This window comes from Thermopetrobacter sp. TC1 (genome assembly GCF_000746275.1).
In the GTDB taxonomy this organism is placed as follows: domain Bacteria; phylum Pseudomonadota; class Alphaproteobacteria; order Rhizobiales; family Aestuariivirgaceae; genus Thermopetrobacter.
Genome location: NZ_KN050828.1, coordinates 89,722 through 103,097, shown reverse-complemented (window position 1 = coordinate 103,097; position 13,376 = coordinate 89,722). Strand labels below are relative to the sequence as shown.

13 protein-coding genes are annotated in these 13,376 nt (G+C 63.6%); 11 read left to right on the top strand and 2 right to left on the bottom strand.

What is annotated here, in order from left to right:
• Positions 1 to 709 precede the first annotated feature (709 nt).
• Both cobB and EK16_RS04230 read left to right on the top strand, forming a co-directional pair.
• Complete coding sequence (gene cobB, locus EK16_RS04235; RefSeq protein WP_038034930.1) at positions 710 to 1,447, top strand: Sir2 family NAD+-dependent deacetylase; 738 nt, start codon at positions 710 to 712, stop codon at positions 1,445 to 1,447.
• 151 nt (positions 1,448 to 1,598) lie between these two features.
• Positions 1,599 to 2,546 carry a KPN_02809 family neutral zinc metallopeptidase gene (locus EK16_RS04230; RefSeq protein WP_038034929.1) on the top strand — a complete coding sequence of 316 codons (948 nt, stop codon included), beginning with the start codon at positions 1,599 to 1,601 and terminating at the stop codon, positions 2,544 to 2,546.
• Positions 2,547 to 2,612: 66 nt separating this feature from the next.
• On the opposite strand, the gene hemC is transcribed toward EK16_RS04230, so the two are convergent.
• A complete protein-coding gene (hemC, locus tag EK16_RS04225; RefSeq protein ID WP_038034928.1) occupies positions 2,613 to 3,527 on the bottom strand; it encodes a hydroxymethylbilane synthase in 915 nt (304 codons plus the stop codon).
• 172 nt (positions 3,528 to 3,699) lie between these two features.
• Here hemC and tsaD point away from each other — a divergent pair, with 172 nt between their 5' ends.
• The 4 genes from tsaD to EK16_RS04205 all read left to right on the top strand — a co-directional run bounded on the left by tsaD (position 3,700) and on the right by EK16_RS04205 (position 6,839).
• Positions 3,700 to 4,797: a tRNA (adenosine(37)-N6)-threonylcarbamoyltransferase complex transferase subunit TsaD gene (gene tsaD, locus EK16_RS04220; protein WP_038035862.1), complete on the top strand. Its 1,098-nt coding sequence runs from the start codon at positions 3,700 to 3,702 to the stop codon at positions 4,795 to 4,797.
• Between the two features lie 26 nt (positions 4,798 to 4,823).
• Entirely contained in the window at positions 4,824 to 5,942 is a 1,119-nt protein-coding gene (locus EK16_RS04215) for an NAD(P)H-dependent glycerol-3-phosphate dehydrogenase (protein WP_369793079.1), read from the top strand.
• A 21-nt stretch (positions 5,943 to 5,963) separates the two neighbouring features.
• A complete protein-coding gene (locus tag EK16_RS04210) occupies positions 5,964 to 6,260 on the top strand; it encodes a YciI family protein (RefSeq protein WP_038034926.1) in 297 nt (98 codons plus the stop codon).
• A 117-nt stretch (positions 6,261 to 6,377) separates the two neighbouring features.
• The gene (locus EK16_RS04205) at positions 6,378 to 6,839 is read left to right on the top strand and encodes an EVE domain-containing protein (protein WP_051928922.1); all 462 of its coding nucleotides are present in this window, start codon (positions 6,378 to 6,380) and stop codon (positions 6,837 to 6,839) included.
• Positions 6,840 to 6,903: 64 nt separating this feature from the next.
• Here the strand turns inward: EK16_RS04205 and EK16_RS04200 are convergent, their stop codons facing one another.
• Positions 6,904 to 7,626, bottom strand: coding sequence for a peptidoglycan-binding domain-containing protein (locus EK16_RS04200; protein WP_038034925.1), 723 nt, complete (start codon positions 7,624 to 7,626; stop codon positions 6,904 to 6,906).
• A gap of 361 nt (positions 7,627 to 7,987) precedes the next feature.
• Here EK16_RS04200 and EK16_RS11415 point away from each other — a divergent pair, with 361 nt between their 5' ends.
• From EK16_RS11415 to EK16_RS04175, 5 genes are all read left to right on the top strand, one after another.
• Complete coding sequence (locus tag EK16_RS11415) at positions 7,988 to 8,617, top strand: DUF5330 domain-containing protein (protein WP_051928921.1); 630 nt, start codon at positions 7,988 to 7,990, stop codon at positions 8,615 to 8,617.
• 286 nt (positions 8,618 to 8,903) lie between these two features.
• Positions 8,904 to 9,431: a signal peptidase II gene (gene lspA, locus EK16_RS04190; RefSeq protein WP_038034924.1), complete on the top strand. Its 528-nt coding sequence runs from the start codon at positions 8,904 to 8,906 to the stop codon at positions 9,429 to 9,431.
• Between the two features lie 199 nt (positions 9,432 to 9,630).
• Entirely contained in the window at positions 9,631 to 10,113 is a 483-nt protein-coding gene (locus EK16_RS04185) for a DUF3035 domain-containing protein (RefSeq protein WP_038034922.1), read from the top strand.
• A gap of 187 nt (positions 10,114 to 10,300) precedes the next feature.
• On the top strand, positions 10,301 to 11,737 hold the full coding sequence (locus EK16_RS04180; RefSeq protein ID WP_156098477.1) for a M16 family metallopeptidase: 1,437 nt from the start codon (positions 10,301 to 10,303) through the stop codon (positions 11,735 to 11,737).
• Positions 11,738 to 11,813: 76 nt separating this feature from the next.
• The gene (locus EK16_RS04175) at positions 11,814 to 13,268 is read left to right on the top strand and encodes a M16 family metallopeptidase (protein ID WP_051928920.1); all 1,455 of its coding nucleotides are present in this window, start codon (positions 11,814 to 11,816) and stop codon (positions 13,266 to 13,268) included.
• Positions 13,269 to 13,376: the final 108 nt, after the last annotated feature.

Below are 13,376 nucleotides of genomic sequence, written 5' to 3'. Positions count from 1 at the left end.
CCCGAGGCGCCCAAACCCCAGCCCGCGCCGGAGCAGAAGCCCGCCGCCGCACAGCCCAAGCCGGCTGCGGAGGCCAAGCCTAAGGCGCCCAAACCTCAGCCGGCGCCGGAGCAGAAACCCGCCGCTGCTCAACCCAAGGCGGCCGCGGAGGCCAAGCCTGAGGCGCCCAAACCCCAGCCCGCACCGGAGCAGAAGCCGGCACCTGCGGAACAAAAGCCCGCTGCGCCAGAGCAAAAACCGGCCGCTGCTGAACAAAAGCCGGCAGCCCCGAAAGAAAAGCCCATAACGCCGGAAGAGAAACCGGCGCCCACAGAGCCGCCTGCTTTAGCGGAGAAAAGGGAGAAAACTCCGGCAAAACCTGCCTCGCCGGAAGAAAAGCCGGTCACTGCGGAAAAACCGGCAGCGCCAGAGCAAAAACCGGCCATCACGGAAAAGCCGGCCGCTGCCGAAAAGCCCGCCGAAAAGCCGGAGGAAAAAGAGGCCGCTTTGCCGCCTCAAGAGGAAACGCCGGAGGTGCTCTATATAGTCAAGGAAACGATCATTCGCGGCCGCCCGGCCCGTATCCTGTCCGACGGCACCATCGAGGCCGAGCTGGAATACGAAGGCTGGCTGCGTTTCGAGGACGAAAATCACCTCAACGAATATCTCGATGCCCTGGAGGAGATGCTGCGCCGGCAGTGACTTACCCCTCTGATTCGGGAAGCGTGCCATGACTGATCACACCGGCAGGGCAAAGCGCCCCTCCCTCGTTGTGCTCACCGGCGCCGGCATCTCGCGCGAATCCGGCATTCCCACCTTCCGGGATGCCGATGGCCTCTGGGCTCAGGTGGATCTTGAGGACGTGGCCACGCCGGAAGCCTTCGCGCGTGATCCTGAACGCGTGCTGGACTTCTACAATGCCCGCCGCCGCGTCTTGCTTTCTTCCGACATCGCGCCCAACGCCGCCCATGTCGCGCTTGCCCGCCTGGAAGAGAGCTGGCCGGGCGATTTTCTGCTGATCACCCAGAACATCGACGACCTGCATGAACGCGCCGGCTCGAAAAGGGTGTTGCACATGCACGGCGAGCTCTTAAAGGCGCGCTGCACCCTATGCGAGGAGGTGCATCCCTGGCCAAAAGACATCACGCTTGCCGATACCTGCCCGGCCTGCGGCCGCGGCCCCATGCGGCCGCATGTGGTCTGGTTCGGTGAAATCCCGTTGCACATGGAGGAGATCACCCAGGCCCTGCAGGCATGCGACATCTTTGTCTCTATCGGCACGTCCGGCACGGTCTGGCCCGCCGCCGGTTTCGTTGCGGAAGTGGCGCACCGGCCGCACACGCGCCGGGTGGAGCTCAACCTCGAACCCTCAGAACAGAACGCCCTGTTCACCGAGCATCACCATGGCCCGGCCACACGGATCGTCCCGGCCTTCGTCGATGCCCTGCTTGCCGACGTGAGGGAATGAAGGCAGGATACCGCAAAAGACCCATCAAGACTCATGATGCACCATCCATGACCGCCATGCGCACCGGAAGCTTCCTTTCGGGCCGGACAAGGCCCGGGCAAAGGGAGAGAGCGGGCGCAAGGATGGAGAAAAAGACCGGGGGCGAAAACACATGCGTCTGGACGATGAACGACCCAGCGACAACATAGAGGACCGCCGCGGCGAGGGCGGCTTTGGCGGCGGCTTCGGTTTTCCGCGCGGCCGCCGCATCCCGGTGCGTTTTCCGCAAGGGCGTGGCGTGCGCCGCGGGGGCTTCGGGCTGGGCACGCTCGTCATTCTCTTCGTGCTCGCCTGGTTTTTGGGAATCAATCCGCTTGCCCTGCTCGGCGGTCTCACCGGCGGGGGCGGGCCGGCCATTCCCGTGCCACAGGAGGAAGCACAGAATGCGCCCGCGCCCCATGATACGGCCTCCCGGCGGGCCGCCGATGCCGGCAAGATTTTCGTCGCCAAGGTTCTGGGCACCACCGAACGCACCTGGCAGCGCATTTTCCGCGATCAGCTGCATATGCGCTATCAGCCGCCGCGGCTTGTTCTCTTCTCCGGTGCGGTGCGCTCCGCCTGCGGCATAGCCGCCGCCGCCATGGGTCCGTTCTATTGCCCGCTGGATCGCAAGGTCTACATCGATCTCTCCTTCTATCGCGACATGCGGGAAAAGCTGGGTGCCGGCGGCGATTTCGCCCAGGCCTATGTCATCGCCCACGAGGTGGGCCATCATGTACAGAACCTTCTCGGCATTGCCGAAAAGGTGATGCGTCAGCGCCAGCGCCTGCCACGCGCCCGTGCCAATGCCCTTTCCGTGCGCATGGAGCTTCAGGCCGACTGTTTCGCCGGCGTCTGGGGGCATGACAACCGCCATCTCCTGGAGCGCGGCGATCTGGAAGAGGCGCTCAATGCCGCCGCCGCCATCGGCGATGACCGTCTGCAGCGCCGCACGCAGGGCTATGTCGTGCCGGAAAGCTTCACCCACGGCACCTCAGAGCAACGGGTGCGCTGGTTCCGCCGCGGCTTTGAAAGCGGCGACATCCGCGCCTGCGACACCTTCAGCGCCCGCCGCCTGTGAGCAAGGCGGCGCCGGTGTTTGCATGCCATCGACCGGACAGCAATTGCAAAAACAGCCGGCCGATCGTCACAAGGGCAGGGCATCGCCGGCGGCGGTGCGGATTTCCGCGCCGGCGTCACGGCCCAGGGCTTCGGCATCGGCAAGAGCGCCGCGCCGCTCGGTGCGCCAGCGCTTTTTACCGTCCAGCGTCAGCGCCTCGCAGATGAGATGCACCTCGCCATTCTCAACGCGTGCATGCGCCGCCAGGGGGGTGCGGCAGGAGCCCTCCAGCTCCATCATGAAACCGCGTTCGGCAATCACGGCAATGCGCGTCTTTTCGTCATCAAGCGCGGAGACCAGCGCGCGCGTTGCCTCATCATCCCGCCGGATCTGCAGGCCGATGGCCCCCTGGGCGATGGCCGGCAGCATCTCCTCAATCGGCACCGCCTGCGTGATCACATCGGCCAGCCCCAGCCGGTTCAGCCCGGCACAGGCGAGGAAGGTGGCATCGGCCACGCCGTCTTCAAGCTTGCGCAGGCGCGTATCGACATTGCCGCGAAAGGGCACGATCGTGATATCCGGCCGCATGGCCAGAAGCTGTGCGGCGCGCCGCACCGAGGAGGTGCCAACCCGCGCCCCCGCCGGCAAGGCGGCAATACTCTCCGCCAGGGGGGAGATGAAGGCATCGCGCACATCCTCCCGCGGCAGGCAGGCGGCAATGTCCAGCTCCGGCGGCGGAAAGGCCGGCACGTCCTTCATGGAATGCACCGCGATATCCACCCGCCCGTCGGCCAGTGCCTCCTCGATCTCCTTGGTGAACAGGCCCTTGCCGCCGATTTCCGCCAGCGGCCTGTCCTGAACGGCATCGCCCGTGGTGCGGATGATGACGATCTCCACCTCGTCTTCGGCAAGGCCGTGGGCGGCCATCAGCCGCCGTCGTGTCTCGTGCGCCTGTGCCAGCGCCAGTTTGGAACCGCGGGTGCCGATTTTCACTCTGGTCATGATCGCGCCCGATGCCTATTGATTGAAACAGGAAAAGGCGAGGAAGCCGGTGACGAGCAAGCACGCAGCCTTGATCGCACCGGCATCTCCTGCGGGGGATAGCGGAGGCGTCATGCGTCAGGCAAGCGAAAAGACGGCGCAGAGCGAAACAGGGCCGGCATCGCAAAAATCGATGGGCTTTCCGCCGCCCCTGCCGGGCACGGTGGTCTTCGGCATTGAGACCTCCTGTGACGAGACCGCCGCGGCCATCGTCCGCCGCGGCCGTGAGGGCGAGGCGGAGATTCTGGCCGATGTCGTGCTCTCCCAGATCGCCGAACATGCCGCATTCGGCGGCGTGGTACCGGAGATCGCGGCCCGCAGCCACCTGGAGCATCTGCCTGTTCTCATGCGCAAGGCCCTGGAGATTGCCGGCATGGAATGGGCCGATCTCAATGCCGTGGCCGTCACCGCTGGCCCCGGGCTCATGGGCGGGCTGCTCGTTGGCATGATGAGCGCCAAGGCCCTGGCCCTGTCGCGCAATCTCGCCTTCATCGCCGTCAACCATCTGGAGGCGCATGCCCTTTCGCCCGTGCTCACCGAGGGCTTGAGCCCGCCCTATCTGCTTCTGCTCGTCTCAGGCGGGCACACCCAGCTCGTTGCCGTGGAAGGGCTGGGGCACTATCGCCGCTACGGCACCACCATTGATGATGCCCTGGGCGAGGCCTTCGACAAGGTGGCCAAGATGCTGGGCCTTGGCTATCCGGGCGGGCCGGAAGTGGAGCGTCTCGCCGCCGCCGGTGATCCCCGTCGCTTTGCTCTGCCGCGTCCGATGAAGGGCAGGGAAGAGCTTCATTTCTCCTTCTCCGGCCTGAAAACGGCGGTGCGCACCGCCGCGCTGTCCATCGAGACCCTCACGGAACAGGACAAGGCCGATCTCTGCGCCTCCTTTCAGCAGGCGGTGATCGAGACCCTTGCCGATCGCCTGCAACGCGCCTGCCGGAAATTCCGCGCCGAACATCCGGATCTTGCCGCGCCGGCTGTGGTGCTGGCCGGTGGGGTGGCCGCCAATCGCGCCATTCGCGCCGCCCTTGCCGGTGTCGTTGAGGAAGCAGGCTTTTCCCTGCACGCCCCACCCCTTGCCATGTGCACGGACAACGCCGCCATGGTGGCGCATGCCGGCCTGTTGCATTACGAACAGGGCCGCCGCGACCTTCTGTCGGCTCCGGCCAGGGCGCGCTGGCCCCTGGATCCGAATGCGGAACCGGCCATCTTTGCCGGCGTGAAGGGGTAGGGGCTTTCGTCACCTGTTGAAAACGCATGAGGCAACCCTGGGGCTTTGCCCCTTGCGCGAAAAAGGGCATAACAGCGCCCATGAGCGAGAAGCGGACATCCCCTTCCCGGTCGCCTCAGGGTAACGGGGCGCAGAATTCGGAACGGGAAGAAAGGCGGCGCATGGGCGTGATCGGCGCCGGCGCCTGGGGCACGGCGCTGGCCATCACGCTTGCCCGCGCAGGGCACGACGTCATCCTCTGGGCCCGTGAGCCGGAGGTGGTCGAGGCCATAGAGAGCAGGCACGAAAATCCCCTTTACCTGCCGGGCATTTCTCTGCCCGAAAGCGTGCATGCCACAGCGGATCACGACGCGCTAGGGCCCTGCGAGGTCGTCCTGCTCGTCACCCCGGCGCAGGCGGTGCGGCCCGTGATTCGCGATTTCGCACCGCACTTGCGGGAAGGCACGCCGGTGATCATCTGCGCCAAGGGTATTGAGCGCGACACCGGCCGTTTCCTCACCGACGTTCTCGCCGAAGAGGCGCCGCATCTTGAACCCTTCGTGCTTTCCGGGCCCAGTTTCGCCATGGATGTGGCCAGGGGGCTGCCGGCGGCGGTTACCCTGGCCGGAAAGGATATCGAACAGGCGCGGGCCCTGGCCCGCCTGCTTTCCCATCGTGCCTTCAGGGTCTATTCCGGCAATGATCCGCTGGGCGTGCAAATCGGCGGGGCGTTGAAAAACGTGCTCGCCATTGCCTGCGGCATTGTCGACGGCCTGTCCCTTGGTGATTCGGCCCGCGCCGCCCTGCTCACCCGCGCCTTTGCCGAACTGGCCCGCTTCGGCCGCGCCCTGGGTGCACGCGTGGAAACCCTGCAGGGGCTTTCCGGACTGGGCGATCTCGTGCTCACCGCCACATCCGGCCAGTCCCGCAACTATTCCCTGGGCGTGGCCCTGGGCCGGGGGGAGAGCCTTCAGGATATCCTCGCCGCCCGTCGCGCCGTCACCGAAGGGGTGTATACCGCCCGTGCCGTGGTGCGCATCGCGGAAGACAAGGGGCTGGACATGCCCATCTGCCAGTCCGTTCATGCCATTGTCGAAGGGCGTTCCACGCCGCCGGTGGAGCTGGAGCGTCTCCTGTCCCGACCTTTGAAGGACGAAACGGCCTGATCATCCGAGGGAGTGTGAAGCATGTCGCTGTTTGCCATCATCTGCACCGACAAGCCGGAGGAAGGCCTGCGCCTGCGCAAGGAGAACCGGCCGAAGCATCTGAAATGGCTGGAGGATCTTGGCAACACCGTCGTCGCCGCCGGCCCCTTTCTCGATGAGGAGGGCAATCCGTCCGGCTCGTTGATCATCATCACCGCCTGCTCGCTTGACAAGGCCCGCGAGATCGCCGCTCAGGACCCCTATGCCCAGGCCGGGGTGTTCGAGCATGTCGAGATCCGTCCCTGGAAATGGCTGATCAACAAGCCGGCGGGCCTGTGATCCGGCCGGCCATTCCAGGTTATTGACAACGCATCCGGTCAATCGGCGGGATGCCGCCTCGGGCAGATCTGCGCCGATTGGCAAAACCATGCAGCAATCCAACGTGGGGGGAACGACATGGCCTACTGGCTGTTCAAGTCCGAACCGAACACCTGGAGCTGGGAGGATCAGAAGGCGCACGAGGGCCCGGCGGAATGGGACGGCGTGCGCAATTATCAGGCCCGCAACAACATGCGCGCCATGCAGGTGGGCGATCTCGGCTTCTTTTATCACTCCGTGAAGGAAAAGCGCATTCTCGGCATCGTGCGGGTGGCGGTGCCCGCTCATCCTGATTCCACCGCCGATGATCCGCGCTGGGAATGCGTGGACGTGGAAGCCCTGTGCGATCTGCCGCGGCCGGTCACGCTTGATGAGATCAAGGCCAATCCGGCCCTGGCCGATATGGTGCTTGTGCGCAATTCGCGCCTGTCGGTGCAGCCGGTCACGGAAGCGGAATGGCTGGAAATCTGCCGCATGGCAGGCTTTGAGGAGCAGAAGATCCCCCGCGCTCCCTGGCCGGAAGGCAAACCCTGCCCTTGATCCTTCAAGTGCAGGAAAGACAAAGATTGAGACGGCAAAGGGTGAAGCCGTCGGTTTCTTTTCCTTACAGCCCAAGAGCCTTCAGAGTGGCGGCGTCGGGCCGGCCGGTGACGGCAAGCCCCTTTGCCGCTTGAAAACGTTTCAGGGCGCGTATCGTCGCCGGGCCCAGGCGTCCATCGATGTCGCCGGGATCAAAGCCGGCGCGGGCCAGCGCGAACTGAACGGCGGTAATGCGCGCATCTCCCGCGGCCGTTTTCGTCTTCGCCGGTGTGGCCAATGCGCGTTTCTCGGTGGTCGGCGCAAAAGGGGCGATGCTGGCGGTATTGCCGCTCAAGGCCCGCAGCCGTTCCTCATAGCGCAGGCGATCCAGGGTGGTCTGATCGGGAATGCCCGTGGCTTTCAGCCCCAGCCGCTTCTGAAAGGCAAGCAGCGCCCGCCGTGTTGCCGGGCCGAGGCGTCCGTCCAGCGCACCATGGTAGAAGCCGAGCTTCTTTAAGCTGCGCTGGGCCGCCAGCACCACGGCCGCCTTCGCCGCATCCCGCTCGCGGCCATTCAGGCCATCGGGGCGCACCGTGGTCCGCACCAGCCGCGCAGGCAGGCCATGCCCCCGCCTTTTTTCTGCCTCGGCAACATGACGGGCAAGTTCGCCCAGCCGGTCGGGCTCGACCACAATGGCACCGTTGCGCGCCTGCTTTATGGCGCTTTGAACAAAGAACAGATTGTAGGCAATGGCGCCGGAAAAGAGCACGATGACAATGCCGGAGCTCCAGCGAAAGAACGGACGCATGCCTCACCTCTGCTGACCGAATGCGCGGCTGAGTGCTTTGAGATGCATGATCCGGCACGTAAAAGACACCGGACCAGCCTGCTGCCAGACTAGAAGAGACAGGGTTAAGAGCCCGTTTACGCTTCCTGCTTTGAAAGCCGCTTCCCTGACGGGGCAGGGCGTGAGGCTGGCCCTCTTTTCAATGATTGCTCAAGAGTGAACGCAAAAAGGGCAAATCGACTCGAATTGCCCTAAAATTTTCCCTGCATTTTCAGCGATTTTCTCAAATCCGTCCCCTAACATGGCAGACAGAGAAAAAAGAGGGGTCGCATGGGGCATGCAAGCCCGCTTGCGGCGCTTAAAAAATTCAAGGGGGACGTCGATGAAACTGAGAACGCTTCTGTTCCTGGGGCTGGCGGCGGCCCTGCTGTTGCCGGACCCGCCACCGGATGACCCGCTCATGCAGGCTGCGGCGGCACAGGCGCGCCCGCCTGCCGATGCCAATGCCGCCGAACTGGCCCTGGCCGCCATGGCCGCGGCTTCCGATGCCGGCAGTTTCTGTCAGCGTCAGCCGCAGGCCTGCGACGTGGCCAATCGCTACTGGCAGCGTTTCAAGCTTAGGCTGCGCTATGCGGTGCGCCTGATTTACGAATGGGCCAATGACGCCCCGCCTGCCGCCCCTACCAAAGCCGGTGCGCCGGAAAGTGACACGCCCGCCGTTCCGGAAAGGGCAGGGGAAGAAATGACACCACCTAAGTCCCAGCCGACTGAGGCGCAAGCCAGTCAACAGCATGCCGCTGTTCTGCCTGCATCACAGAGCCTGCATGCCCATCTGCGCCTGACCCTTTCGGCCGTTGATGACATCGTGACCGGCAGCACCACCCCCATGCCGCCCCGTGTTACGAACACGGCGCAGCGCCGCTCGGATCAGACGGGCGATGGCTCGGAAAACACCCTGACCATCGAGGACATCATCGTTCCCTGGAACGGCCCACGCACCGCGTCAGGATGAGAAAACGGCGCACGCGATAACCTGTTTAAAGGCACCGTGCTCCCTTAAAACCGCCGGGGCATGTCTCCGCCTGCCGGATGCCGGGATTGCCAAGACGCGCCCCCTTTGTGTAGTCACGCAGTCACGTGAAAATGATCCGGCCCGCCGCGCCGGGAGGTGAAGCGACGGCTAAGCCCGCATCCGAGCCGAGGCATCATCATCATTCACGATCGGCGTTTTTCAGGCGCCGAAAGGCGGATGGTGCGGATGACAGTCGGCTTTGATTCACGGGCGATGAGGCATCCGCATGGGTTTGAAAATCGGAAAGATCCGGCTCTTGGGGCCGATGTCGGTCATCGGCTTCGTTTTCGCCCTTCTCGCTTTTGTGGGGGATCAGGGCTTCAAGCTGATGATGCTCGGGCTTTATGACATGGCCTCCTGGCCATATCGCCGTATTGAGGTCCTGCCCTTTTTCGACATCGTGCTTGCCTGGAACAAGGGCGTTTCCTACGGGCTGTTTCAGCAGCACACCGATTTCGGCCGGTACATGCTTGTTGCGCTTTCCGTGATCACCGCCCTTGGCCTGTGGCTGTGGATGGCCACGTTCAGCCGCCCGCTTCCCGCCGCGGGGGTTGGCCTCATCATCGGGGGCGCACTTTCCAACGCGCTGGATCGCATCCTGCATGGCGCGGTGGCCGACTTTTTCTGGCTGCATTGGGGAGCGTTGTCCTGGTACGTGTTCAACCTCGCCGATGTCGCCATCGTTGTCGGCGTCGTCATGATCCTGTATGATTCCTTTTTTGCAGAGGACGACAGCCGTCGGGAAAAGACGTAAAGCCGCAACCATTCTGAGCGGTGCGGCCGCTCTTGTCCCCGTGTCTCGTAAAAAGGCCTGGGGTCACCCTTTGGCCACAATCACGCGGCTTTTCTGTTGGATGCATGATGGATCGTGAGACCGGGGGCGCATGCGAGCGGGGCGAGTGAGCTGGAGGCGCGTTTTCATGCCGATGCGGGCAGGTCGATGGGTTTTCGTCTTGACGGCCCTCTTTGTGGCGGGCTGCAGCGAAACCGATGTGATGGATATCATGGGCGCAGGCAAGAATGTGCCCGATGAGCGCCTCGTGCGCACGAATCCGCCCCTTTCGGTCCCGCCGGATCTGCGTCTGCCGCCGCCAGGGCAGGGCGGCAGCGATGCCGCGGCCTCGACCATGGCGGCCACATCCCCGACGGATAATCTCATAACTCCGCCGCAGGGCACGCCCGCAGGCGCCGCTCCCGATATCCGCACGGCCTCCGCCCAAAATCCTGCCGAGGCCGCTCCCCAGGATGACGGCACCTTGAAGGGCGATTTCTACGACGTCTATCGCAAGAAGGGCATCTCGCTCTATCATCCGGACGGCCGCCGCAAGACCATCGCCGAGCTCAACCGCGAGCTTCAGAAGAAGATCATCGAGGAAAAGCGCCGCAAGAACCCCAATTACGGCACGATCTTCAACATCGGCTCCATCTTCAAGTGACCTCAGGCGACCACGCGGTTGCCAAGAAGCCCCTCTGAAAACGGATGTGCCGTCACGGGCCATGACGCGGGAAAGTTCAAGCCCTTACCGGCTTTTAACGTGAGCCGTTCGCAATGACGGGGCACAATGGACACAATCATTCGGTGATTCCTTTTTCAAGGAATGTCGTCTTGCGGGAGAAGGAGAAATGAAGGCTCGCCTGCCGCACGTCATGGTGCTGACTGCGCTGTTGCTGTTTATGGTCGCCTTTGCGCCGCCCTCCTGGGCGCTGAAGCTGAACAAGAGCGAAAAAACGCTCAAGAACGGCCTGCGCGTCATCGTCATTGAGGATCATCGCGCACCGGTGGTCACGCACATGGTCTGGTACCGGGTTGGTGCCGCCGACGAGCCGGCGGGCAAGACCGGGCTTGCCCACTTCTTCGAGCACCTCATGTTCAAGGGCACGGACAAGATCCCGCCCGGCGCCTTCTCCCAGATCATCGAGCGCCATGGCGGCAACGACAACGCCTTCACCAGCTGGGACTACACCGCCTATTTCCAGCGCATCGCCAGGGAACATCTGCCGCTGGTCATGCGCATGGAAGCCGATCGCATGCGTAACCTGAAGTTGACGCAGGAGGTTCTGGATACCGAGCGCGAAGTGATCAAGGAAGAGCGCCGCATGCGCACCGACAATGATCCGCGCACCCTTTTTGCGGAACGCATGGTTGCCACACTCTACCTCGCTCACCCTTACAGGCGCCCCATCGCGGGCTGGATGGATGATGTCTCCCGCCTCACCCTGGAAGACGCCCTGCGTTTCTATCGCCGCCATTACAGCCCGAACAACGCCATTGTCGTTGTGGCCGGAGACGTGAAGCCCGAGGAGGTTTTTGCGCTGGCGGAGAAATATTACGGCCCGCTCGAGAACGACGGCCCGCGCCGCCCGCGCGTGCGCACGCATGAGCCGCCGCCCTTGGCCGCGCGCCGCCTGATCATGGCCGATTCACGCATCAAGGCCCCGATTGTGGAGCGTCTCTATGTCGCGCCGTCCTATCGCACCGCAAGCAAGGGCGAGGCCCATGCGCTGGATGTGCTGGCCCGGGCGCTGGGCGAGGGCACGACCTCGCTGCTCTATCGCAAACTTGTCATCGAGGAGAAGATCGCCACCTGGGCGGGCGCCTGGTACGATGGAGAATACAGGGATTATGGCACCTTCGGCATTTATGCCTCGCCCACGCCCGGCACATCGCTGGAAAAGCTGGAAAGGCGCATCGATGCCATCCTTGCCGAGGTCAGGAAAAGAGGTCTTGACCCCAAGGAGGTGGAACGCGCCAAACGCAACATCGTGGCCGAGACCACCTATGCCCTCGATTCCCAGTTCGGCCTTGCCCGCATGGTGGGCAGCACGCTGGCCTGGGGCGGATCGCTTAAATTGGTGGAAAACTGGGAAGACGACATCATGGCGGTCACGCCAGAAAAGGTCCGCGCCGTGGCGAAGGCTTATCTTGACTTGCCCAATTCCGTCACCGGATTCCTGAAAAAGGGTGTGCCTGAACCGCGCAGGGCGAAAGAGGCGAAGGCCTCCAGAACCGGGGCCCAAAAGGCCGCCGCCGCGCCTCAGCCAGCCGCCGCCGGCCGGTGAGAGATTTCATTCCATGAGGATTCAAGGAGCCTGATTGCGGATGAGCACGATCATGTCTGGAGAGGGCCGTTCTTTCATGTCTCGTCATTTTTTGCGCGGCAGCAGCGTCCGCGTTCTTTTCGGCATCGTCCTTTTGCTTCTCGGCCTTGTGCAAGTTTCCTCTTTCGCGCAGGCCGAGATGCGTATCCAGAAAGTGCACGCGCCCCGCGCCGGCATCACCGCCTGGCTGGTGGAGGATCACACCGTGCCGCTGATCGCCATGCGCTTCGCCTTTAAAGGCGGGGCTGCCTTCGAGCCGGCGGAGAAACAGGGGCTTTCCACCTTTCTTGCCGCCATGCTCGATGAAGGCGCCGGCGGTCTGAAATCGGCCGAGTTCCAGCGCCGCATGGAGGATCTGGCCATGCGCATGTCCTTCTCCGCCGGCATGGAATTCTTCACAGGCTCCTTCACCACACTCACCCGCAATCGTGACGCCGCCTTCAAGCTTCTGGCTCTGGCCGTGCAAAAGCCCCGCTTTGATGCGGAAGCCTTAGAGCGCATCCGCAAGCAGCTCATCGTGTCCCTGCGCAATCAGTCGGAAAAGCCGGATCATCAGGCCTTCATGGCTTTCAAGAAGGCGCTTTTCGGCGATCATCCCTATGCCCGCGATACCGACGGAACCGAGGCGGGGGTGAAGGCCATCACCGCCGATGATCTGCGCGCCTGGCACAAGCGGGTGTTCACCCGCGATCATCTCATCGTCACCGTGGCTGGCGATATTGACGCCAAGACCCTGGCCCGCCTGCTTGACGAAACCTTCGCACCGCTGCCGGCCAAGAGCGATCTCGGTGCGGTTCCAGATCCGCGCGTTCCCGAAGAGGGTTTCGTGAAGGTGATCCGCCGGCCGATCCCGCAGACGCTCATCTATGTGGGGCACAAGGGGCTTTTGCGCAGCGATCCCGATTTCATTCCCGCCTATGTCGTCAATCACATTCTGGGCAATGGCGCGCTGTCAAGGCTCAACAAGGCCGTGCGCCAGCAGCGGGGGCTGGCCTATGTGGTTTATTCCGCCCTGTTTGCCTGGAAGAAGGCGGGTGTTTTCTTCGCCTATGCCGGAACGCGCAATGCGAAGGCGGCAGAAGCGCTCTCCATCATCCGGGCGGAAATCGCGCGCATGGCCAAGGAAGGCCCCACGGAAAAGGAGCTTGAGGACGCCAAGCTCTATCTCACCGGGTCGTTTCCCCTGCGCTTCGATTCCACGAGCAAGATCGCCGATATCCTCATGGCGTTTCGCAAGCAGGACCTGGGCATCGATTATGTGAACCGCCGCAACGACCTCATTCGCGCCGTCACCATCGAGGATGCCCGCCGGGTGGCGAAACGGCTTTTGCGGCCGGATCGGCTCAAGGCCATTCTCCTGGGCAATCCCGAGAATGTGCCAAACAGCGCTGACAGGAAAGTCGGCAAGAACAAGGCGAGCACCCAGCCGGCCAGAACCACACCGCCCGCCCCGGCGGCCGCTGCCAAAGGCAATGTAACACCCGCCCGCTGATTGATCGGAAAAAGGCGAATGTGCCCATGCGCGCATGAAACCACGGCACGCACGTTCCCCCAAACGCCATTTACGTGCGGGGAGAAGGGGCTGATCGGCGTGATGGAC